This window comes from Catenulispora sp. MAP12-49, from assembly GCF_041262705.1.
GTDB lineage: Bacteria > Actinomycetota > Actinomycetes > Streptomycetales > Catenulisporaceae > Catenulispora.
Window position 1 is genome coordinate 1 of record NZ_JBGCCP010000008.1, and the last position, 20,753, is coordinate 20,753.

Annotated in this window: 22 protein-coding genes; 6 read left to right on the forward strand and 16 right to left on the reverse strand. The window is 69.6% G+C overall.

What is annotated here, in order from left to right; genetic code table 11:
* A partial coding sequence (locus tag ABIA35_RS16865; protein WP_370358471.1) for a sensor histidine kinase occupies window positions 1-453 on the forward strand: 453 nt, incomplete at its 5' end.
* Window positions 454-481: 28 nt separating this feature from the next.
* Here ABIA35_RS16865 and ABIA35_RS16870 read toward each other — a convergent pair.
* Together ABIA35_RS16870 and ABIA35_RS16875 are read right to left on the reverse strand one after the other, a co-directional pair.
* Complete coding sequence (locus ABIA35_RS16870) at window positions 482-1,141, reverse strand: response regulator (RefSeq protein ID WP_370345325.1); 660 nt, start codon at window positions 1,139-1,141, stop codon at window positions 482-484.
* A 119-nt stretch (window positions 1,142-1,260) separates the two neighbouring features.
* On the reverse strand, window positions 1,261-1,425 hold the full coding sequence (locus tag ABIA35_RS16875; protein ID WP_370345326.1) for a hypothetical protein: 165 nt from the start codon (window positions 1,423-1,425) through the stop codon (window positions 1,261-1,263).
* A 177-nt stretch (window positions 1,426-1,602) separates the two neighbouring features.
* Between ABIA35_RS16875 and ABIA35_RS16880 the strand changes: the two genes are divergently transcribed.
* Window positions 1,603-2,469, forward strand: coding sequence for a universal stress protein (locus ABIA35_RS16880; protein ID WP_370345327.1), 867 nt, complete (start codon window positions 1,603-1,605; stop codon window positions 2,467-2,469).
* 110 nt (window positions 2,470-2,579) lie between these two features.
* On the opposite strand, the gene ABIA35_RS16885 is transcribed toward ABIA35_RS16880, so the two are convergent.
* A complete protein-coding gene (locus tag ABIA35_RS16885; protein WP_370358472.1) occupies window positions 2,580-2,768 on the reverse strand; it encodes a GlsB/YeaQ/YmgE family stress response membrane protein in 189 nt (62 codons plus the stop codon).
* A gap of 146 nt (window positions 2,769-2,914) precedes the next feature.
* On the opposite strand from ABIA35_RS16885, the gene ABIA35_RS16890 reads away from it, so the two are divergent.
* On the forward strand, window positions 2,915-3,310 hold the full coding sequence (locus ABIA35_RS16890) for a DUF3592 domain-containing protein (protein WP_370345329.1): 396 nt from the start codon (window positions 2,915-2,917) through the stop codon (window positions 3,308-3,310).
* A gap of 80 nt (window positions 3,311-3,390) precedes the next feature.
* Here the strand turns inward: ABIA35_RS16890 and ABIA35_RS16895 are convergent, their stop codons facing one another.
* Window positions 3,391-3,603, reverse strand: a complete 213-nt coding sequence (locus ABIA35_RS16895; protein WP_370358473.1) for a hypothetical protein — start codon at window positions 3,601-3,603, stop codon at window positions 3,391-3,393.
* Window positions 3,604-3,609: 6 nt separating this feature from the next.
* On the opposite strand from ABIA35_RS16895, the gene ABIA35_RS16900 reads away from it, so the two are divergent.
* Window positions 3,610-3,888, forward strand: coding sequence for a hypothetical protein (locus ABIA35_RS16900; protein WP_370345331.1), 279 nt, complete (start codon window positions 3,610-3,612; stop codon window positions 3,886-3,888).
* A 498-nt stretch (window positions 3,889-4,386) separates the two neighbouring features.
* Here the strand turns inward: ABIA35_RS16900 and ABIA35_RS16905 are convergent, their stop codons facing one another.
* From ABIA35_RS16905 to ABIA35_RS16945, 9 genes are all read right to left on the reverse strand, one after another.
* Window positions 4,387-6,963 carry an AAA family ATPase gene (locus ABIA35_RS16905; protein WP_370358474.1) on the reverse strand — a complete coding sequence of 859 codons (2,577 nt, stop codon included), beginning with the start codon at window positions 6,961-6,963 and terminating at the stop codon, window positions 4,387-4,389.
* A gap of 897 nt (window positions 6,964-7,860) precedes the next feature.
* Window positions 7,861-9,147, reverse strand: coding sequence for a JmjC domain-containing protein (locus ABIA35_RS16910; RefSeq protein ID WP_370358475.1), 1,287 nt, complete (start codon window positions 9,145-9,147; stop codon window positions 7,861-7,863).
* Window positions 9,086-10,420, reverse strand: a complete 1,335-nt coding sequence (locus tag ABIA35_RS16915; RefSeq protein ID WP_370358476.1) for an MFS transporter — start codon at window positions 10,418-10,420, stop codon at window positions 9,086-9,088. The genes ABIA35_RS16910 and ABIA35_RS16915 overlap by 62 nt, the downstream gene beginning before the upstream one ends.
* Window positions 10,410-11,009 (reverse strand): flavoprotein, encoded by a 600-nt coding sequence (locus tag ABIA35_RS16920; protein WP_370345335.1) that lies wholly within the window; start codon window positions 11,007-11,009, stop codon window positions 10,410-10,412. The genes ABIA35_RS16915 and ABIA35_RS16920 overlap by 11 nt, the downstream gene beginning before the upstream one ends.
* Window positions 11,010-11,013: 4 nt before the next feature.
* Window positions 11,014-13,629, reverse strand: a complete 2,616-nt coding sequence (gene lanKC, locus ABIA35_RS16925; RefSeq protein WP_370358477.1) for a class III lanthionine synthetase LanKC — start codon at window positions 13,627-13,629, stop codon at window positions 11,014-11,016.
* Between the two features lie 147 nt (window positions 13,630-13,776).
* A complete protein-coding gene (locus tag ABIA35_RS16930; RefSeq protein ID WP_370358478.1) occupies window positions 13,777-13,920 on the reverse strand; it encodes a hypothetical protein in 144 nt (47 codons plus the stop codon).
* Between the two features lie 346 nt (window positions 13,921-14,266).
* A complete protein-coding gene (locus ABIA35_RS16935) occupies window positions 14,267-14,911 on the reverse strand; it encodes a LuxR C-terminal-related transcriptional regulator (protein ID WP_370358479.1) in 645 nt (214 codons plus the stop codon).
* A gap of 297 nt (window positions 14,912-15,208) precedes the next feature.
* Window positions 15,209-15,688: a hypothetical protein gene (locus ABIA35_RS16940; protein WP_370358480.1), complete on the reverse strand. Its 480-nt coding sequence runs from the start codon at window positions 15,686-15,688 to the stop codon at window positions 15,209-15,211.
* 769 nt (window positions 15,689-16,457) lie between these two features.
* The gene (locus ABIA35_RS16945; protein WP_370358481.1) at window positions 16,458-17,552 is read right to left on the reverse strand and encodes an ABC transporter ATP-binding protein; all 1,095 of its coding nucleotides are present in this window, start codon (window positions 17,550-17,552) and stop codon (window positions 16,458-16,460) included.
* Between the two features lie 296 nt (window positions 17,553-17,848).
* On the opposite strand from ABIA35_RS16945, the gene ABIA35_RS16950 reads away from it, so the two are divergent.
* The gene (locus ABIA35_RS16950; RefSeq protein WP_370345345.1) at window positions 17,849-18,103 is read left to right on the forward strand and encodes a WhiB family transcriptional regulator; all 255 of its coding nucleotides are present in this window, start codon (window positions 17,849-17,851) and stop codon (window positions 18,101-18,103) included.
* Window positions 18,104-18,147: 44 nt separating this feature from the next.
* Here the strand turns inward: ABIA35_RS16950 and ABIA35_RS16955 are convergent, their stop codons facing one another.
* Window positions 18,148-18,270 carry a hypothetical protein gene (locus ABIA35_RS16955; RefSeq protein ID WP_370358482.1) on the reverse strand — a complete coding sequence of 41 codons (123 nt, stop codon included), beginning with the start codon at window positions 18,268-18,270 and terminating at the stop codon, window positions 18,148-18,150.
* Between the two features lie 267 nt (window positions 18,271-18,537).
* Between ABIA35_RS16955 and ABIA35_RS16960 the strand changes: the two genes are divergently transcribed.
* Window positions 18,538-18,702 (forward strand): hypothetical protein, encoded by a 165-nt coding sequence (locus tag ABIA35_RS16960; protein ID WP_370358483.1) that lies wholly within the window; start codon window positions 18,538-18,540, stop codon window positions 18,700-18,702.
* Between the two features lie 54 nt (window positions 18,703-18,756).
* On the opposite strand, the gene ABIA35_RS16965 is transcribed toward ABIA35_RS16960, so the two are convergent.
* A complete protein-coding gene (locus ABIA35_RS16965) occupies window positions 18,757-19,482 on the reverse strand; it encodes an NADPH-dependent F420 reductase (RefSeq protein ID WP_370345351.1) in 726 nt (241 codons plus the stop codon).
* Window positions 19,483-19,505: 23 nt separating this feature from the next.
* Window positions 19,506-20,537 carry an LLM class flavin-dependent oxidoreductase gene (locus tag ABIA35_RS16970; protein WP_370345353.1) on the reverse strand — a complete coding sequence of 344 codons (1,032 nt, stop codon included), beginning with the start codon at window positions 20,535-20,537 and terminating at the stop codon, window positions 19,506-19,508.
* Window positions 20,538-20,753: the final 216 nt, after the last annotated feature.

Here is a 20,753-nt window from a genome sequence, read left to right on the forward strand (position 1 = left end):
GACGACACCATCAAGGTGATCCGCTCGACCATCTTCGCGCTTTCCGAGCACGCGACCAGCGACGAGGCCCCCGGGCTGCGGGCCCAGGTGTTGCAGGTGTGTCAGGACTCGGTGGAAGCGCTGGGCTTCAGCCCGGCGGTGCGGTTCACCGGGCCGGTCGACTTCGAGGTCTCGGACGACGCCGTCGACCACGCCCTGGCGGTCACCCGCGAAGCGTTGTCCAACGTGGCGCGGCACGCGAAGGCGGCGCGGGCCGATGTGGACGTGGCGACCACCGACGGCTATCTGGTGCTGCGTGTCGCCGACGACGGCGTCGGGATGCCGGACGGCGGACGGCGCAGCGGCCTGGCCAACCTCGCGGAGCGGGCCGCGGCCTTGGGCGGGGAGTTCAAGGTCGGACCCGGTGAGAACGGCGGCACCGTTCTGGTGTGGCGCGTGCCGCTGGACGACTGATGCCGAGCGTGGTGCTCGCACCACGTTCTCAAGGGCGGCGAGTCTGTCCGGACTTGATCTCGGACACCATCACCGCGGCCTGGACCCGCCGGGTCAGACCGAGTTTGGCCAACAGCGCGGACACGTAGTTCTTCACGGTCTTCTCGGCCAGGAACATCCGCTCGGCGATCTGCCGGTTGGTCAGGCCCTCGCCGATCAGGTCCAGCACCTTGTGCTCCTGCGCGGTCAACTGGGCCAGCGGGTCCTTCTTCTCGTCGGCGGCCCGCAGTTTGGCCATCACCTTGGCCGCGAGCCTGGGGTCCAGCAGCGACTCGCCGCCGGCCACCGTCCGCACCGCCGACACCAGGTCCGGCCCGAGCGTCTGCTTGAGCAGGTAGCCGGAGGCGCCGGCCATGATGGCGTCGAACAGCGCCTCCTCATCGGCGAAGGACGTCAGCATCAGGCACGACAGCTCCGGCAGCTTCGAGCGCAGTTCGCGGCAGACGGTGACGCCGTCGCCGTCGGGGAGCCGTACGTCCAGGACCGCGACCCGGGGCCGCAGTGCTGGGACCCGGGCCAGAGCCTCGGCGGCGGTGGCGCCCTCGCCGACGACTTCGAAGTCTGGCTCGTCCTCCAGCATGTCCTTCAGCCCCCGCCGCACGACCTGGTGGTCGTCCAGCAGGAACACCCCGATCTTGCCGCCGTTCATGAATCCGCCTCCCGCAGGCCCGCTTCGGTGTCCTTCTGAAGAGGTTAGGGCTTCCGTGACCGGGCAGGGCGGGCCGAAGGTCCTGTCTTCGGCGATCGGGGGGATCGGGGATCGTGCTTCTAGGGCGCGCCGCGCCGAAGGAAGACGATGTTGGTAAAGGGCGCGAGGGACGAGTACGGAGCCAGGGCGCGTTGCACCGCGAGCAGGACGTCTCGGTAGGCGTCGTGGTTGTGTTCCGGGTGGTCGCGCAGGGGCGGTGCTCCGCGATCGATGGTTGTGCTCATGGCCGGATCATTTTGCGAGGGTTCTTCGCTTCCAAGACTCGTACCGCTCAGTGGGATCGCGAATCGGTCGATCGGCCTGACCTGACCGGGACTTCGGACCCTGGGACGCCGTCGCCGCAGCCGCGACGGTGGGAGCAGCGCGAGTGCCGCGCAGGCTTCAGCCCTGGTGGAGGAATGATGAACAGCACCGTCGTCGTCGGCTACGACCAGACCCCGCACAGCGACGTCGCGCTGGCCGAGGCGGCCCGTGAGGCGGCGATGCGCGGCGCGGACCTGAACGTCGTCACCGCGTTCCAGCGGCCGGTGGTTCCCGGTTCGTCCGTGCCGCCGGCGGACTCGCAGGACGCCGCGCGCAAGACCGCCGAGGCAGTCGCGCAGCACGGGGCCGACAGCGTCGCCAAGCGTCGTCCGGGGCTCCGGGTGAGGCCCTACGCCCTGGTGGGTTCGGCCGGCAAGCTCCTGGCGCAGGCCGCCCACGGTGCCGAACTGCTGGTCGTCGGCAGTCGTGGCAAGGGCGGTTTCAGCGATCTGCAAGTGGGCTCGACCGCGATGCGTACCGTGGCCGACGCCTGCTGCCCGGTGCTGGTGGTCCGCGGCGAGACCGACGCCGACCACTCCCGGGTCGTGGCGGCGGTGGACATCGACGAACCCTGCGAAGCCGTCCTGGAGTTCGCGTTCCTGGAGGCTTCCCGCCGCCAGGCCCGGCTCACTGTGATCCACGTCTGGGACGAGCCCTGGATCCTGGCCTACGGCCAGCAGGACCCGGGCATCGCCGACGACATCGCGGCCATCGAGCGCGAACGCGAGGACCGGCTGTCCGCGCTCATCCACTCCGCCCAGCGCCGGCACCCCGAGGTCCAGCCGTTCCACCAGGTCGCCACCGGCTCGGCCGGCCGGCTCCTGATCGAGGCCTCGCACCGGGCCGACGTGCTCGTCACCGGTGCCCGGCGGCACGGCGAAGGCCACGGGATGCAGATCGGCCCGGTCACGCACACGGTGCTGCATTACTCCGCGTGCCCGGTCGCCGTGGTGCCGTTGAGCTGAAGACGCCGGCGGTCATCGGCGCTGTGCCGATCCCGCACCGCGCTACGAGCAACCATGGTCCGTCCGGCATCGGTTCGCGCGTCGTTCGATGCCCACGCCGGGCAAACCGGTCAGTGGCGCACGGCGTACCGGTCGGTGACAAGGCGCGAGGGCACCAGCAGGACGACGGCACCACCGATCGCGCCGAGCCACGTCGAGAGGTTGAAGGAGCCCTGGGTGCCGTTGACGTGGAACACGGTGGCAGCAAGCCAGCCACCGAGCAGCGCGCCGACGATTTCGCAGTGTCGACCTGCGGGCAACAAAACGGTCCGGCTCCAAACAGCTCAAGGCGTTGACAGGGATAACCCGAGGACTCTCGCGCGATGAGTCCGCGTGTCGGATACTGAGCGAACATCCATCCGGATGGTGATGCGGCGGCGGTGACAGAGAGTCGGGGCAAACCGGGATGTTCGATCAGCATCGCCTTCTCAAGCACGGCGCCACGGCCCAAGGGGTGGTCACGAGCCACAAGGAGATCGCCCACGACCAGTTCGGCGGCGAGCTCGACTACTCGATACACGTTCACGTCAGGTACGAGGACGGCACCGAGACCGAGATCGTCCACCGGTGGACCAAGCGGGCGAGAGTCGGCGTCCTTCGTGTCGGTGACAAGGTGCCGGTCCGGTACGACCCCGCCGACCATTCCAAGGCGGTCATCGACATGCCCGCTCTCGAAGCCGTGCACGCCCAGAAGATCGCCGAAGCCGAAGCGACGCTGAAACGGTACGAGCAGGAGCGGATCGCCAAGGCGCAGGCCGAGATCGCCGCGCAGAACGAGGCCAAACACAAGCACCGACACTGAGGTCCTGGTACCAGAATCTCTGGTCGGCCCGGACCTTCCACCGGCTGGTGACTTCGGCGGACAGTAGCGGCGGCACCACTTCAACCGGTGCTTAGCGGCCCTGGTCCGCTGCCGGGTCGGCGTCTCTGGAGCTCGATCGTGGCGATGCGCGTGACGTGAATGCCCGCCTTCCTCAACTCGCTGACGATCTCGTGAAGAGCTTTCTTGCCGTTCACGGCGGTGAGCTCCATATGCGCTGTGTGGATATAGCCATCCTCCGTCCGCTCTTCGTAGTACACGCGGTAGGAGTCCATGGCTCAATGGTCCAGCTCGCCGCAGACGGCGCGGAGCTCAGCCGGGTCACCTTCTGCTGGGACGGACCGCGCCTGGCAGAGCAGAGCGAGTCAGGCCCTGACGGCACGGTCAGGACTGTGACGTGGGACTACGACCCGGGTTCGTTCCGTCCCGCCACGCAGCGTCGCCGTGAGCTCCTGGCCGACGCCGACCAGTCCTTGTTGGGGGCGAAGTCCCACCTCGCGGAGGCGGGCCTCGGCGACGACGTCAGTGCGTGGGAGGAGATAATGCCGCGGCTTCCGTGAGGGGTGGTCGCCAGCGGCCGGCTCAGGTCTGGAGGCGCTTCACGTTGCGGCTTCTGGCTTCCGGTCTGAGCGGTCACGCCTCCCGTTTCCGTGCCAAACCGACTGCTGCCGCGTCCTCGCAGTCGAACTCCGTACTGCAGCGAGGCAGAACTCGAAGTTAGGCGTTTCGCCATCGGCCTCACGGCGGATCTGCCTTGCCGCAGCCTGCATACCTGGCAGCAGCGGTCGTCGTCCTCGTCCATCACGACCAAGGCCCGACCCGCCACTGATACTCCGGTAGGCTGCCGCAATCCTGGATCGGCCCGAGTTCCGTGAAGTGGTCGTTGTGATCTTCAGCTTGTTCTGCATCCTGGAGTGGCCAAGGTGCACGTGAACTGCGATGATGGCTCTAGACCCACCGGGGACGGGTCCTCCGGCCGAGGGACCGGGGGATCCGCTCCGACCCGAGACCTGACCCGAAACACGGTGTCGACGTCCGGTTCGGTGAACCGCTCGTGTTCACCGGACCGGACGGCTGCTCACGCCGAACCCTGGAACCCCCAACCGCGCGATCCGCCCGGCGGTGGCCCGATCGGGAGCCTGCAACTTGGCGAGGATGGCCGAGACGTGGTGGTCCACGGTCTTCGCGGAGATGAACAGCCGTTCCGCGATCTGGGCGTTGGTGCAACCGTCGGCGAGCAGCCCCAGCACGTCGTGCTGCCGGCGCGTCAGGCCCAGCGGATGCGCACGCGTGGTGGGCCGCGGCCCGGTCGGGACGAACCGGGCCCCCAGACGCCGAAGCGCGCGCCGCGTCAGCTGCGCGGTGGCGTCGGCACCGAGCTCGGTGAAGATCCGGTACGCCTGATGGAGCAGCTCCTCCTCGCCAGAGTCGAGGAGAGCCAGACCGGCCTCGTAGGGACAGCCCAGCTCGGTCCAGAGCGTCGCAGCCCCGGTCGCGTCGCCGTCGATCATCCGCTGGTACGGCTCGGCCAGTTCACCGCGGACAGTCTGTCGTGAACCGGTGCGACGCAGCCAGACGGCGACCGCGCCACGCTCCGCAGCCGTGCAGCCCGCCCCGGGTCTGGCCGCGGACTCCGCCTCGCGCCTCGCCTTCGAGGGGTGCCCGGCCAGCCAGTTCGCCTCGGCCCGCGCCAGGCGGGCCGCGACCTGGTACGGCGGCTCGCCCTGGTGGTCGGCGGTCGCCGCCGCCTCGTCCAGGACAGGCCAGAACCCTGATTCGCCGCGCCGCGCCCGGATGACGCCCAGCCTGACCAGCGCGCACTGCCGGCCGACCGGCGACGTTCCGGCCTCGCTCAGGATCCGGTGCGCCGTCGCCACCGCCTCGTCCCACCGCCCGGTCCGCTCGAGCACGTGCGCTAGGTCGCCGCGCAGAAAAGTCGCATAGGCGGTGATGTCGTGCTCGTCGCAGTACGCGATCCCCTCGTGCAGGCAGCGCTCGGCGTCGGCGAACCGGAGCCGTCCTTCGCTGATCCCGGCCAGGTTGGCATAGGCGCGACCCGCTTGATCCTGATGCCGACCGGCCAGCGCGACCTCCAGCGCACGCTGCATCAACCCCGTCCACTCCCGCCCCAGACCGGCGGCCCCGGCCGCTTCCGTGTTCAGCGCCCCGCTCAGCACGTCCGTGGCGTCGAACCGCTCGGCCAGCTGCCGAGCCCGCCGGGCCCAGCGGATCGCCGATTCGTAATCCGTGCCGAGCAGACACTGATGCGCCAGCGTCGCGTAGGCCCGCGCGAGCTCCACGGTCGGCCCGAGCGGTTCGAGCACCGCGAGAGCGGCGCGCGTCTGTTCGGCGGCGTCCCGTCCCCGGCACAGACTCGCAGCGATCCGCGCCAACCGGGCCAGGGCCGCACCTTCACCCAGCCGATCGCCGATCTCGCGCCGCAGCGCGAGCGCCTGCCGTGCGGCGTCCTCGGCCTCTGCGAAACGATCGAGCAGGGCCAGCTCGTCGGCGAAATCCTCGGAAAGCTCAGCGCGCCGGTCCCGGGCGGCGGCACCAGCGAACCGCAGCGTCCGGGCGAACTGGGCGGCCGCCTCGTGGTGCGCGCCGAGCTGGCTGGCTCGGCGCGCGGCGGCCGGGGCATGCCGCAGGACCGCGTCCGCGTCTCCCGCGCCCTCGGCGTGGTGCGCCAGGCGAGCGTTGTCATCGCAGCCCTGCGCGTGCAGCGCCTCCAGGACCCGCCGGTGGATCAGGAAGCTGCGATGTGGCGGGACGGCCTCGGCGACCGCGAGCCGGACGATTTCGTGCCGAAAGCGCAGCCGGATCCCGTCCGCGACCAGCAGCGCGGACGTCAGGAGGCCGTCGAGCCCTGCTGCGCTGCTCAGCGCCGTCAGCAGCGACAGCTCGACCCCCGCGCCGATCAGCGCGGCGGTCTCGAGGGCTTCGCGAGCTGACGGATCCAGCCGGACGGCCCGGGCGAGGGCCACGTCGCGCGCCGACGCCGGCACGCCTGGTCCTTCCGCCTGCAGGAGTTCCGTCACGTAGAAGGGATTGCCGGCGGTCAGCCGGAACACGTCATCGGCTGCGAAGCCGCTGCCTTCGGTGAGGGTCCGGACGGCGTCCGCCGACAGCGGCTCCAGGCGGATGCGGCAGGTCGTGGGCTGGGCCGCCAGGTCGCCCAGGGCGACCCGCAGCGCGTCGCCGGCGGTCTCGTCGTCTCGGATACTGGCGATCACGGTCACCGGCGCGCCCCGCAGCCGACGTCCCAGGAATCGCAGGAGGTCCAGGGTGGCCTCGTCGGCCCAGTGCACGTCCTCGACCACCACCACGTCTGGCACGCCCGTCGAACCCAGCTCGTGCAACAGCGCGCGGAAGAGCTCCTCCCGCTCGGCCCCGGCCTCGCAGCGCTCCAGTAGATCGCCGCCGAGCTGCTCGGCCAGGTCGAACAGAGGAGTCAGCGGTTGCGGGATGAACAACCCGTCACAGGCGCTCCATGACCACCGCACGGCTCCCAGGTCCCGGCGTGTCGCTTCCAGCAGTGCCGACTTGCCCACCCCGGCCTCGCCGGACAGCAACACCAGCCGGCCGCCCTCGTTCACGCACCGGACCATCTCGGCGAGCTGGGACTCCCGCTCCACCAACCGTCCCGCCGCAACCCCCCGAAACACCTGCCGCCCCCTCCCGATGGCCACTTGAATCAGGGTACGCATAGAGAGGTATCCCTATTGGCCCCGGGGGTGGCTCGGAAGGTCTGACCTGGACCCGTGAGGAAGGCTCGACCGGGGGACCATTCGGGGTTGGCGGGGGTCTGTCGTGTTGGGGCGAAGTGGCGGTGTCGGCTTGAACTGGACCCGGTGCCGGCGTTGCGGTGAGACGGTTGTCGTGGTTCACCGTGTCCGGAGGGTTCCGCTATTCCCCTCGACGAAGTGCCTGTCCTTGCCGAGAACCTCGTCCGCCCTGGCCGAGTAGGGCGTCAGGCAGCGGCGAGTGCTGCTGGTGGGATCGTGAGTTCTTGTGTGTCCTCACTTCGCCCACGTCCTGGCCGTCCGCATCGTTCCCGCGCTTCGACTACGGCGGCGCGGCGACGATGACAAGACCAACGAGATACTGCTGCTACGCCACCAACTCCCAGTCTCGCAGCGCCAACTTGCCGCGGCAGAAAAGCGACCGCGACCTGATTGGGCGGATCGCGCGATCATCGCGCTGCTGGTCGGTCTGGTGCCCAGGGCGCGTCGCGCTGGTCTGTGTCTGTTCGTCGCTCCGGACACAATCCTGCGCCGGCACCGTGATCTGCTGCGGCTCCGCTGGGCGAAGAAGTCCCAGTCGAAGAACGGCCGTCCGCGACGCACCGGAATATCAAATCCCTGGTTCTGCGTATGGCACGCCAGAATCCGGAATGGGGTTGCCGGCGGATCCACGGGCCCAGCGGCCTGACCTGCACGAATGAGGTTTTCGGCAAGGGCGGGTCTGTGGGCGCGCTCATGTGCGCAAGGGTATCGGGCAGGCTGCGAGGCACCTTTATCGGGGTTCTTCAATCAGTACGCCATTGCCCTGCCGGCGTCGTCATCCCAAACCACCTCGACCACCCCCGCACCGAGCAACTGCCGCAGCACCTGGTGCCCCCGCGTGCCGAGTCCGTCCAGATAGGTCCCGATCGGCATCGTGGCGGGATCGTCAGCCTCCAGCCGCGCGGCGACGAACTCGGCCGCTGAGGGTTCGACGGCGACCTCGCGGTCACCGATGTGCAGCACCAGTGCGCCATCCGCGCGGTAGTCCACAGCGAGCACCGCCTCGCGGATCGTGACGATGCCGGCTGCGCTGTCCAGGTCCGCGTCGGACAGGATCGCCGCGGTCACCGGGCTCGGGCGTGGCGGATTCCAGAACGTGCGCAGCGCGGCGACTGCCCGTTCGGCGATCGCCGCGGCGTCTTGGCGGGACGCCCACGCGCTGAGCTCCTTCAGCATCCGCGCCGATTCCTCGCGCGCTCCTTCCTCCGAGGCGAGCGCGGCCAAGGGGAGTTCGCGGCGGAAGTCCTCCTCCTGCGCCAGGCCTTCGAAGGCGCGCGCCGCCAGCCAGTGCGGGCTCACTTCCGGGACCGAGAGCGTCAGGTGCAGCGACGGCGCGGCGTCGGTGGTGAAGACCTCGTGCAGCCAGCCGCGCGGCAGCCACAACACGTCGCCGACGGTCAGCTCGTAGCGGGCGAACGGCCCGGAGTCCCTGAGGGTCTTCCTGTCCTCGGCCGTCAGCATCGACTCCCGCCAGCGCTGGTCGTCCAGCGGAAAGGGCGCGATCGGACGGTTGAGCTCCCACGTCTTGCGGCCGGCGAGCTGAATGACGAAGGCGCCGTGGGTGTCGTAGTGGATCCCGAAGCCCTGCGCGTTCTCAGGGGTCAGATACGCGTTCGCGCCGACCGGACGGCCGATCTCGTAGCCGAGCCGGCGGCAGAAGTCTGCGACCGGCCGCCAGGTGCGGTGCAAGTGCTCGAGGATGAGCGTCGCCCGGTCGGCGAAGCGCGCCTGGACCGCCGAGGGGTCGGGCATGTCGCGCGTGACGGAGCCCGGGGTGCGCTGCGCGTAGGTGTAGGCGCTGCCGGGCAGGCGCGAGCCGTCCTTCGACATCGTGAACAGCGGGTGGCGAAGTCCGTGGTCGGCGATCAGCTCCTCGGCGGCGCGTAGGCCGAACAGCCGGCCCAGACGCGCGGGGTCCCGGCGCGCCAGTCGTGGTTCGACGGGCAGGTCGGTGCGGAAATCGTCGAGGCGGTCAGTGAGCGCCGAGAGGGCCCGCAGATTCCGGCTGGACGCTGCGGGGTTCGTGGTCGTCATGGGGAGGCTCCGGTTCTGCGGGGCGGTACGCGGCATCGAACTCGGTCAGCTGCTGCAGGAAGGCTGGAGTGACGGTCAGGGCCAGGACGGCGGCGAGAACCGCGGTGAGAACCGCGTAGCCCAGCCGCGGTGAGCCGTGCTGTGCCAGTGCGCCCATGGCCACGCCGCCGAAGGGATAGATGGAGCCACCGACCAGGAACAGGGCCCCTTGGACCCGGCCGGTCCACTCATCAGGCACCACCGCGTAGACACGGCTGTCGAAGGGGACGGCGATCATCGGCGCGAGCAGGGTGATGCCGGACAATCCCGCGATGGCCACGGCGGGCACCGGGTCGGCGGCGACAGCGGCGCACAGCAGCGGTGTCAGGACACTGGCTCCGATGATGATCGCCTTGGCGGGCAGGCGCAGCATGCCGGGCGCCAGCATCGCGCCGACGATCCCGGCACAGGCCACGGCGGAGTACGCGGCGCCGACCCCGACGCCGTGGCCGGGCCCGACCACAAGCACCAGCCCGAAGCCGATCCCGGCGGTCGCGAAGTTGAGGAGCGCGGCCCAGGCGGTGAGGGTGAGCAGGAAACGGTTGCGCAGGACATAGCGCAGCCCTGATATGGCTTCACGCATCGCCGGATCTTGCGATGCCGTGCCGCCGCCCAGCGCGCCTCGGATGGCCGCCACGCACAGGCATGAGACGACGTACGTGGCCGCGTCCAGGACGAAGGGCAACCACGGCGCGAACGCGAAAAGCAGCCCGCCGAACAGCGGCCCCACCAAGGTGACCGTGTATCCGCGGGCCTGGTTCAGACCGAGCGCCACAGTCAGGTCCCCGGGGCCGACCAGATGCCGCAGCGCCGCGGCCTGAGCCGGGCTGAAGAACGCCGTGCCTGCTCCCTCCGCGGCGGCCAGCGGAATCAGGACAGGCATGGGCAGGGAACCGCCGAGCAGCAGGCCGCTGATCCCCAGCATCGCCAGGGCGCGGACCGTGTCGGCGGCGACCATCAGCCGTCGGCGGTCCAGGTGGTCGGCGACGGCTCCGGCGGGCAGCCGGGCCGCCGTGGTCACCAGGTACCGGATTGCGATCACCAGGCCCGCGTCGACCGCGGAGCCGTGGAAACGCAGGACAGCCAGCGGCAGAGCCAGTCCGGTCAGCTGCGAACCGAACAGCGACAGCGCCTGGCCGCCCCACATGAGGCGGAAGTCGCGGCTTGCGTGCCGCAGGAGAAGGCGCATCCGCGGCCTGCCGTCGGCCTGCGATGCCTTCGCCCTACGAGACATGGGATCGCACCGCCTCCCAAGCCGCATTCTCCGGCGTCGTCGAGCCTTGAGTCGCTGTCAGCCAGCCGGAGACGATCCGGGCGACTTCCTGCGGACGTGGCATGCTGCGCCCCGGACCGAGGGCGCCGCGCCAGAACTCGAACACCTCGCGCTCCTCGGGGTCGACGACGATATGCCCCTGCTCCCGCAGGCTTCTGACATGTCGGCCGACGATGTCCTTCTCCCACATGGCCTTGTTCATGTGCGGGAAGAACAGGCACCCGGCCGGCGCGGCGAGCAGCGCGGTCGCGGCGGGGCTGTCGGCCAGTCCGAGCGCGGCGGCGGCCAGGATCTGGGCCGAGGCGGGCAGCACGACAATGCCGGCCGCGGTGAGCGCCAGCTCCACCGGGTTCACCCCTGGCGCATCGCTGGTGAGGACGCGCCCGCCGACCCAGCCGAGGCTTTCGGCAGGCAGAAAGCGGACCGCATTCGCGGTCATCAGGCAGGTGAATCCGCCGCCGAGCACGGAACGCAGTGCGGCCAGATATTCGGGCGCCTGCAGGGTCGCGCTGGTGCCGGTGACGATGATCAGAGCCGAGCGGTCGGCCATGTCTTCAGTCCCTTCCGGCGTCGCGGACACGCGGGACGAGCAGCCCGTCCAGGACGCTGTGGAAGTCCGGCCCGGGATGGGCGAGCCGGTGCAGCAGCTGGAGGATCCCGGCGCTGCCCGAGGCCAGGTCGACGGTGTAGCGCAGGAGTGAGTGGCCGGGGAACGCCAGGCCTTCGGGTTGCCGGCACCCCAAGTTGAGGATCGAGCCGGCCAGCGTCTCGGCCTGGGTCCGATACCGGTCGCCGCCGAGCAGGTGGTCGTGGTCGAGCGCGAAATTGGCCAAGCCCGCCATGCCGTAGAACAGGCCCGGATTGATCGACAGCGGAGACAGGGTCGGCGTCATCAGCCGGTCCAGGACGTCGAACAGGTCCGCCTCGCCAGTGGTCGCGGCGTACCGGATCACCGCCGAGCCGACTCCCGCCGAACCGCGCGCCCAGTACGGTTCGATGAGCTGTGAGTCGATCCGGCCCGGGAATCCGATGCCGACGCGGCGCGGCCGGGCGGTGGCGAGGTCGAACTGCAGGGCTCGGCAGCCGATCCGCAGGAACTCCTCGCGGCCGGTCGCAAGGTGCAGATACAGCAGGAAGCCCGCGACCCCCGAGGAGCCCGAGGCGTAGCCGGCGCTGGCGGGCGCGTTGTCCGGGTCCGGCCAATACAGGCCGGTACCGTCGTCGCGGGCGGCGGCCAGCAGCAGGCGGCCGGTCCGGTCGGCCGCCTCCAGGTGCCGGGCGGTCCCGGTGGTGAGCCAGGATTCGAGCAGGGCCGTGCCGATCCCGGCCAGGCCCGTGGCGATGTCGTAAGCCGGGACGGCGTCGAGCCCGGCCACGACCCGGTCGAGCAGCCCGATACCGCGGTCCTCCTCCCCGATGCCGATCATCGCGGAGCCCACCCCGGCCCAGCCGTAGTGGAGTCCCGGCGGGAGCCGGTCGGCGTCCGGCAGGTTCCGGTCCAGCCACGACCAAGCGGCTTCGGGGACCTGTCCGGTCAGCCGGTACAGGGCGCGCAGCACCCCTGCGGCGCCGTGTGCCAGGCCGAAGGCATTGGTGGCGAAGACCGCCGCGTCGGCGGGGAACAGCCGGTCTGCGCGGTCGGGGGTCATGGTGCCGAGGATGAACTCGACGCCGTCGGCGACGATGGCGTCGACGGCCGCCGCGTCGTAGCCGACCGGCTCGACGTCCAGGTCGGTGTCGGGACCGGCGTCCACGCCGAGCTTGCCGAAGACTTCGCGGTCCAGGGGCCACCCGATCAGCGCCGCCGCGTGCCGGGTGATGCGGACCAGCGCCGCGGGGTTCAGCCCGACCAGCTCGTTGGCCGGGACCACCAGGGCGATCTCAACCCCGGCCAGGCCCGCGTCGTCGAACGCCTCGCCGGGCGCCGTGGCGAAGTCGCTGTCGGGCGGGCAAAAACCGCGCGTGCGCGGGTAGTCCTTGTGGTCGGCCGTCAGGGGACGGCTCGCCTCGAAATCGATGAGGCGGACGTGCAGGGAATCGGGATCGATCAGGATGTTGGTCGGGGACAGATCGCCGTACACCAGGCCCGCCGATCGGCAGGTGTCGACGGCGGCGCGCACGTTCTCGAGCACACGCCGCGCCGAAGTGCGGTATTCCGCAAGGGCTTCGGGACCCATGTCCCCCTGCGCCACGGGGTTGTTCCTGGCGACGAAGGTGCGCAGCGACATGCCGTAAATCCATTCCTCGGCGAGGTAGAGATGTTCCCAGGCCTGGAACAACTCGACCGGGCGTGGGCCCAGGCCCGTGGACGCCATCATCTGCAGGACCTCGTACTCACGGCGCAGCCGTTCCTGCGCGTCGGAACCGCCGGGGCTGAAGGCGGTGGCGGGCCGGGCCTCCTTGAGGACCACCCGGCCGCCCGCCAGCAGATCGTCAGCCAGGTAGACGCCACCGGACGTGGAGTGGTGCAGAGCCTTGAGGACCTTGTAGCGACTCAGAGGGCTGTCACCCGCGACGCCGGCCGGCTGCTCCGTGGCGATGAGGTCCGGGACCCACGGGGGCTTGCGGTAGGCGGGCGAGCGCAGATCCGGCCAGCGCTCGCCGGACGGGCCGGTCAGCATGGTTTCCACGCGGCCGTCGGGACGAACCCTGGGCGACTTGAGGAACTCGCCGTAGCGGTAGAAGACCGGTGCGGAGTCGGCGAAACGGCGGTCGGAGAGGATGTAGGGGCCTGAGAAGCCGGCGAACGCCGCGGCGAAGCGGTCGAGCAGCGCGCGGCAGTCATCGGGCGAGCGGGAGTAGACCGTGACGACCTTCCCGGCCGAGCCGCGGGGCCACCAGCGCGCACCGCTCGCCGCCACCAGGCGGGTGTCGCGCAGGATCTTGAAGACGAACGGCGCGGCCTCGTACTCGCCGCAGACCAGGTCCGCGGCCTGCAGGGCGTTGGCCGGCGTCGCGGACATGTGGATCTTCCAGCCGTGCTCCGGCAGCACGGGCGCGCCGTACGGGCGGGCGCGCGTCCAGATGCCCTCGACGGCGGTCTCGACCGTGGCGCCGAGCCGCTCGCGGACTCGGCGGGTGAGGTCGTCGGCGAAGTCGAAGCGGCCGAGGGTCTCAAAGAAGCGGTCGTCGGCCAGAAGGTAGCTGCGGATGGCGTTGGTGTCGGCCATGGGGTGTCCCTCGTCAAGGAAAGGTGCGCCGAAGGCGCCGGAAGGTATCGGGAGGTTCGCCGGGAAGAACCAGTGGGAATCGCCAAACGCCTGGCCCGTGCCCCGGCGGGCGCGAGCCAGGCGGCTGTTGTGCGGAATCGAACGGGATCAGCAGTCAACGCTGCAGCCATCAACGCTGCAGTCAAAGCTGAGGTTGCTGACGGTTGTGACGATCAGGACCCCGTTGGGGTCCATGTCGAGCTCAGGCTCGGTCTCGGTCTCGACCGACTGCAGCTCCAAGACGTCCTGCATGGGGATCGCCTCCTTGGCGGATCGGGATGGTGCCTGGCCCGCGCCCCGGCGGGCACGAGCCAGGCGGCCATTGCTGCGGAGCCCGACTGGTCAGCAGTTCCAGCTGTAGGAGCTGCCGTCCGTGTCGATCAGCACGGAGATGTCGGTGTCGGTCTCGGTCTCGGTCTGGACCGACTGCAGCTCCAGGATGTCCTGCATGGGGATCGCCTCCTTGGCGGATCGGGATGGTGCCTGACGACTCGAAGGTGTCACGCCCGCCGTCCCGGGAAACAGGGTCCTGATTCCCGGTGGTGTCCCGGGACCGCGCCGGGCGGGATCGCGATATCGCCGCCGAGATCGCGTCGCCTCAATCCACGGCGCTGGAGCCCCAGGCCGCCGCCACCGCCGCCGCACGCGAGGGGACCCCGAGCTTGGCCATGATGGTGGAGACGTGATTGCGGACCGTCTTCTCGGCGAGGAACAGCTCCTTCGCGATCCGGCGGTTGTCGTATCCCTGCGCGACAAGGCGCAACGTCTCCTGCTCACGTCGGGACAACCGGCGCAAGGCGATGGAGTCCTCGCCCTGCCCGAAGCCGTCGAACAGCGGGCTCAGTTGCTCGGCCACGGGCCCGGCGAAAACCAGGCTGCCGGCCGCGACCATGCGCACGGCGCACGCCAGATCGCCACCGGAGGAGCCGATCGTCAGACACCCGCGAACCCCGGCCCGCACCACCGCCGCCACAGTGTCCGTGTCCTCTGCCGCGGCCAGCGCCAGCACCGGCACCGGCGGCCGGCGCCGGCGCAGGGCCCGGATGACGTCGACGGCCGCGCGCACATCACCGTGCAGCCCCAGGATGACCAGGTCCGGCGCCAGCTGATCGGCCACCACGATCGCATCCCGCGCCCGATCAGCTTCCCCGACAACGCGAAACTCGGCGCTCCCCTCGAACAACGCCGCCAGACCCGCCCGGAACACCGGCCACTCGTCGACGAGCAGAATGTTGAGACTCATGTCCTTCTTCGCCTCCATCAAGAAGAGGAATCACGGCGCCGCCGCGGGCAGCCCACCTGAACACCCGGCTCGAGGAACGTTCCACTTTCAAGCCTGCCCGAGGGTTGCGGGCGGGGCATCGGGAGCCGGTCCCTATCTTGGGTTCGCGATCTCCCCATGCCGGACCGCTTGCGCGGGACGTGCCGACTCGGGGGTGCCCGTGTGTCCTCGTCAAGTGGGCACGGTGATGCGGCGACCCGGAACTGACCAATGACGAGCTGCGGGACTACCGCAAGTTCTGGAACACCTCCAGCATGGTCACCAACGCTCAGACCTAGCTAGTGACTTGAGTTGGGGTTTGGCCGTCACCACTTGTGTTGTGGTGTGTATCAGGCGTCGTGGCTTGGTGGTGGCGGTTTGGCTGGGGTCGTGACGTGGCCCTGATTCCGCGCTGTGCTGCGGATATGGGTGATCCGAGGCTTGAGCCGCTGGTGTTGACCGATGTCGAGCGGCGAACGTTGGAGAACTGGGTACGTCGTCGTTCCACAGGTCGGCCGGGTGGGAGTGCCACTCGTCGTGCAGGGTCGGCGCCACGGTGAAGCCCAGCTGGAGCAGCAGCAGCGTGGGCGCCAGCGCTTGGACGAACACGTACATCCAGCCGACGACGAAGCCCGCGGCGGGGTGCAACCCCCGCCCGGCGTAGGCGCCGACCGGGGCCGCCGCGGGCAGATACCGGGCCAGCTCGGCGATGGAGTTCGCGGCCAGCAGGCACGCCGCCATCGCCAGCGGCACCGACATCTACCTCGACGGCGAGCTCGATCAGGTGGTCGTCGTCGAACAGCGACCGCTCGTCGACGAAGCAGTTGCGGAACAGGACGCCTACCAGTTCCGTCTGCTTGCCCTTTTCGGCTGCGAAGTGAATCAGCCAGTGCATGTTCAAGGTGTTGCCGACGCCGTGCGCACTGAAGATGTACTACAGGCTGCTGGCGTGCGGGTTGGGATGCGACCCGCTCCTAAGCGGCCTTCGCCTGCTCTTGAGGACGCGTGGTACCGGGAACATGTAAAGGGAGCGACGCGCCCTGGCACGGCCATTGCCGCACTTGACCACAGGTCAATGAGGCCAGCGCCGCTGTATAGAAAGCGCAGGTCACGGCGTTGGCGCGGGGAGCGGGGGTAGCTTCCGTGCACCGTGGCGGTGGCACCATGGTGGCCCCCAAGTGGCCCCCAAGTGGCCCCCAGAACATATCAAGGGCCTCAATCCGATCCCTCGGATTGAGGCCCTGATCTGCGACGTTACCGTCGGGCTGACAGGATTTGAACCTGCGACCCCTTGACCCCCAGGTCCATGCGGTAGTCGCTTCCGCTCGTCACGCACGCTATGCCTCCTCGGTCGGCCCGGTGTGGCGAGCGACGTTCAGCGGGGTCGTTCATGATCGCGATTCCCGTGTGGCCCCCAAGTGGCCCCCGGGTGACGGGCCTGGGTGCAGCACAGGCTCCTGTCGTGGTCATCACCCTTCAATGGTGATTGCCTTCGGTCGTCGCCAATCGGGCGATTTCGAACTGAATCTCAGCCTTCCAGGCGCTCGCCGCTGGTGGCGGAGAACAGGTGGGTCTCGTGGGCGTGTGGCTTGGCGTAGAGCGTGTCGCCCTTCATCGGGACGGCGCGGGCGTCGACCCGCACGATCAGGTCCGCGTCGCGGTCGCCGACCTTGGCGGAGGTGTACGCGAAGGCGTCCGCGCCGAGTTCCTCCACCAGGTTCACCTCCATCGAGATCGCGCCTTCGGGGTTGCCGACCAGGTCGAAGGATTCCGGGCGCACTCCCAGCGTCAGGGTCTGCGCGCCGCCGGAGATCGCCTGGTCCAGGGCCTCGCGGGCGACCGGGAGCACCAGGCCGTCCAGCTTCACGCCGCCGTCGACGATCGGGACCTCGACGAGGTTCATCGCCGGGGAGCCGATGAAGCCGGCCACGAACACGTTCGCGGGCTTCTCATACATGCCGCGCGGGGTGTCGCACTGCTGGAGCAGGCCGTCCTTGATGACGGCGACCCGGTCGCCCATGGTCATGGCCTCGACCTGGTCGTGGGTGACGTAGACCGTCGTCACCCCGAGGCGGCGCTGCAGGGAAGCGATCTGGGTGCGGGTCTGCACGCGGAGCTTGGCGTCCAGGTTGGACAGCGGCTCGTCCATGAGGAAGACCTTCGGCTCGCGCACGATCGCGCGGCCCATCGCCACGCGCTGGCGCTGGCCGCCGGACAGCGCTTTGGGCTTGCGGCCGAGGTAATCGGTCAGCTCCAGGGCGCGCGCGGCTTCCTCGACGCGCTTGGCGATCGTGGCCTTGTCGACTTTGCCTATCTTCAGGGCGAAGCCCATGTTCTCCGCGACGGTCATGTGCGGGTACAGGGCGTAGTTCTGGAACACCATCGCGATGTCGCGGTCCTTCGGCGGCAGGTGCGTGACGTCCCGGTCGCCGATGAAGATGCCGCCGGAGGACACTTCCTCCAGGCCGGCCAGCATGCGCAGCGCGGTCGACTTCCCGGACCCCGAAGGGCCGACCAGCACGAGGAACTCCCCGTCCGGGATGTCCAGATTCAGCTTATCCACAGCGGGTGACTCCGCACCCGGATATACACATGAAGCATCCTGATACATCACACCAGCCATGATTCATCCCTTTCAGCCGGCAGGAATGTGCCGGACAGTCCGTAACTGAAAGTTGGCGTGCGTATAGCCGCACAGCCTTGTCTGTGACAGCACGCGGTGATCGAGTTCCACACGCGTTGAAGATCCGCTTCGCCTAATCCGCGGCGGGGTGGAACTAGGCGATGATCACCGATGCGCGGTCGCTCCGGCTGACGGAACCTGGGTATGCGCCACCGTGGGTGACCTGTAGGGCGATGGACGAGAGCGCAAAGCACTGAACGGCACTGGTAGCTCGTCGACGAAAGGACAAGGGCGGCATGCGCGATCATCTTCCGCCACCCCGGGCCGAGCACTGGGACTGGCAATACCGGGCTGCCTGCCGCGGCATGGACGAAGCCGCCTTCTTCTCACCTGTCAACGAGCGGGGCGATGCCCGCCGCCGTAGAGAGGAGCGGGCTCGCCAGGTCTGCCTGGGGTGTCCGGTGCGGGAACCGTGTGCCGCGTTCGCCCTTACCACGCAGCAGCACTACGGCGTCTGGGGCGGGATGACCGAGCGTGATCGGCGGTCGTGAGCGGCCGGGATCGGTGTTCGATGGGGATCGGTGTTCGCCCGGTCCTACAAGTCGCCGACGCTGGCGTACCGGTAGAAGAACGGGCCGAGCTCGGCGGCGACGGCTCGGGTGAGGCCCGAGCTGTCCTCCAGGAGGCGGGCGCCCGGGTCGATGTCGCCGACGAACACGGGTCCTCGGCGACCTTGTAGGGGACGGACTCGCGCTTGGCGCCGTGTTCCGCCCAGGAGGGGATCGGGTTGCTGAGGTCTTTGCCGATGACACCGTCGAAGTTCTTGCCGTCCGCCGGCCCATACAGGTGCCCGAGCGCATTGTCCAGGGAGCGGTTTTCGAAAAGCCACCACGATGTGGTCCATGGCGTGGGACCTGTCCGGCGTCGACATCGCTTCACCTCCACGTGACCGCACTGCCGAGGTAGTGCTGGGTCAGGGGGTCAGGTGCGGCGTAAACAGGACGCACAGACCCAGTACGCCGCCGACCCGGTCATCAAGAAGTACACCGGTGTCCTGGCCGCCGCCGACGTCTACACCCGAAGCCACGCCTTCGTCCTGCTGGAATCCATCCGGCTCGACCTCGGCGTCGGCTCCCAGGTCCACCCCTGACACCAGCACCGCCGGTCCGGACCGCGACGCGGCCCGGACCGGACCGGACCGGCGTCACAGGGCCACGCCGGCCGATTCCCGGGCACGACGCACGGTTTGGCCGCGCTCGGTCTCCGGATAGCGCAGAAGCATCGCCCTCAGTTCCTCGGCGCCGACGTTCGCACCGAACGGCTCGGTGCCCGGCTCCAACCGCTTGCCCTCGGCCAGCGGGCCCGCGACGACCGCGTCGAAGCCGAGCGCTTCGACGAGACCGGCCACGGTCGCCAGATCCGCCGGATCGTCGCCGGCGACCGCGATCGCCTTCCGGCCGGGAGCACCCGTCTGGAGAGCGCCGGCCTCCAGGTCGTGGTACCCCATGTGATTGAAGGCCTTGACGATGCGCGAGCCGGCCAGATACTCCTGCACGACCTCGCTGGAGGAGGTGCGATCGTCGGTCAGGTCCGGGCGCGGGCCGTCGACCTCCCACCAGTGGTTCATGGCGTCGATGACGAGTCTGCCCCACAGGGCTTCGGCCGGGACGGTGTGGACCTTCCCCAGCGGCAGGGCCAGGACGATGATGTCCGCTTCCGCCGCCACCTCGGCGGTGGTGGTCGCCACGGCGCCGGGCGTGAGCACTTCGACCGTGAGGGCGATCCGGGCCGGATCCCCGGATCCGGCGATGAGGACCCGGTATCCGGCGGCTACAGCCAGCCGGGCCAGGACGGTTCCGACCTTTCCCGCGCCCAGGATGCCTACTGTCCGCACCGTGGAGGCGCCGCCTGTGCTCGTCTGCGATGGCATTGCTGTTCCCCTCCGCTCGGATGTCAGTCTGCGAGGATGTCGCGCACCATCGGCACGACCTTCGCGCCGAAGAGCTCCACGGAGCGCAGCCGGTCGCTGATCGACTGGGCGCCGCCGGTGTAGATGAGGTCGAACCGGCCGACGCCGAGGGCCTTGATGGCTGCGGCCATCTTGCGGGCGACTGTCTCGGGGGAGCCGATGTACAACGACCCGTGCTCGATCTCGGCCTCGTACTCCTCCTTGCGGATCGGCGGCCACCCGCGCGACGCGCCGATCCGGTCGCGGATCACCTTGTAGTGCGGCCAGTGCGCCTCGCGGGCCTGGTCGTCGGTGTCGGCGATGAAGCCGGGCGAGTGCATGCCCACCGGATGCGCCGTGGTGCCGAACTGGTCGGCGGCCCTCTGGTAGAGATCCAGGTAGGGCGCGAACCGGGTCGGAGATCCGCCGATGATGGCGATCATGAGCGGGAAACCGTACTGCGCGGTGCGGACGACCGACTGGGGGGTGCCGCCGACCCCGACCCAGGTCGTCAGGTGGCCGGACTCCGTTTTGGGGAAGACGTCGGCGTTGTCCAGCGCGGCCCGCTTCGTTCCGCTCCAGGAGACCGGTTTCTCCTCGAGCAGCTTGGCGAACAGCTCGAGCTTCTCCTCGAACAGGACGTCGTAGTCGCGCAGGTCGTAGCCGAACAGCGGGAACGACTCGGTGAACGACCCGCGCCCGAGGATGACCTCGGCGCGGCCGTCGGACAGGGCGTCGAGGGTCGAGAACCGCTGGAACACCCGGACGGGGTCATCGGAGCTCAGGACCGTCACGCCGGAGGAGAGCCGGATTCGCGACGTGCGGCCCGCGATGCCGGCCAGCACCGTCTCCGGGCTCGAGACGGCGAACTCGGGACGGTGGTGCTCGCCGAGCGCGACGACGTCCACGCCGACTTCCTCAGCGAGTACCGCCTCCTCGACGACCTGCCGAATGGCCCGTGCGTCCGACACCATGGCGCCGGAATCGTCCCTCGGCACGTCTCCAAAGGTGTCCAAACCGAAGACGAGAGCAGACATTGCCAACTCCTCCATCTTGTGCAGCGTTGTGCGGGTCGTGCGGGTGGTTCCGCGCGTGGGCACGCCCTAGTTGAATGCTCAACCATTTTCCCCGCTGTGGCATTCCGTCAGGCACGCGGCAGCCCAAGGCGGCACGGCGCCCGGCGGTTGGCGAATCACCGGCTTCGGGTGAGGGCGGCTCACCTGGGTCGGTGCGAATCTGCCATCAGGACGCCG

Coding starts and splice junctions, on each gene's coding strand:
- ABIA35_RS16870 (WP_370345325.1), bottom strand. CDS start 1,141: ATGAACGGCGGCAAGATCGGGGTGTTCCTGCTGGACGACCACCAGGTC.
- ABIA35_RS16875 (WP_370345326.1), bottom strand. CDS start 1,425: ATGAGCACAACCATCGATCGCGGAGCACCGCCCCTGCGCGACCACCCG.
- ABIA35_RS16880 (WP_370345327.1), top strand. CDS start 1,603: ATGAACAGCACCGTCGTCGTCGGCTACGACCAGACCCCGCACAGCGAC.
- ABIA35_RS16890 (WP_370345329.1), top strand. CDS start 2,915: ATGTTCGATCAGCATCGCCTTCTCAAGCACGGCGCCACGGCCCAAGGG.
- ABIA35_RS16895 (WP_370358473.1), bottom strand. CDS start 3,603: ATGGACTCCTACCGCGTGTACTACGAAGAGCGGACGGAGGATGGCTAT.
- ABIA35_RS16900 (WP_370345331.1), top strand. CDS start 3,610: ATGGTCCAGCTCGCCGCAGACGGCGCGGAGCTCAGCCGGGTCACCTTC.
- ABIA35_RS16910 (WP_370358475.1), bottom strand. CDS start 9,147: ATGACGACCACGAACCCCGCAGCGTCCAGCCGGAATCTGCGGGCCCTC.
- ABIA35_RS16915 (WP_370358476.1), bottom strand. CDS start 10,420: ATGTCTCGTAGGGCGAAGGCATCGCAGGCCGACGGCAGGCCGCGGATG.
- ABIA35_RS16920 (WP_370345335.1), bottom strand. CDS start 11,009: ATGGCCGACCGCTCGGCTCTGATCATCGTCACCGGCACCAGCGCGACC.
- lanKC (WP_370358477.1), bottom strand. CDS start 13,629: ATGGCCGACACCAACGCCATCCGCAGCTACCTTCTGGCCGACGACCGC.
- ABIA35_RS16930 (WP_370358478.1), bottom strand. CDS start 13,920: ATGCAGGACGTCTTGGAGCTGCAGTCGGTCGAGACCGAGACCGAGCCT.
- ABIA35_RS16935 (WP_370358479.1), bottom strand. CDS start 14,911: ATGAGTCTCAACATTCTGCTCGTCGACGAGTGGCCGGTGTTCCGGGCG.
- ABIA35_RS16940 (WP_370358480.1), bottom strand. CDS start 15,688: ATGTCGGTGCCGCTGGCGATGGCGGCGTGCCTGCTGGCCGCGAACTCC.
- ABIA35_RS16945 (WP_370358481.1), bottom strand. CDS start 17,552: ATGGCTGGTGTGATGTATCAGGATGCTTCATGTGTATATCCGGGTGCG.
- ABIA35_RS16950 (WP_370345345.1), top strand. CDS start 17,849: ATGCGCGATCATCTTCCGCCACCCCGGGCCGAGCACTGGGACTGGCAA.
- ABIA35_RS16965 (WP_370345351.1), bottom strand. CDS start 19,482: ATGCCATCGCAGACGAGCACAGGCGGCGCCTCCACGGTGCGGACAGTA.
- ABIA35_RS16970 (WP_370345353.1), bottom strand. CDS start 20,537: ATGTCTGCTCTCGTCTTCGGTTTGGACACCTTTGGAGACGTGCCGAGG.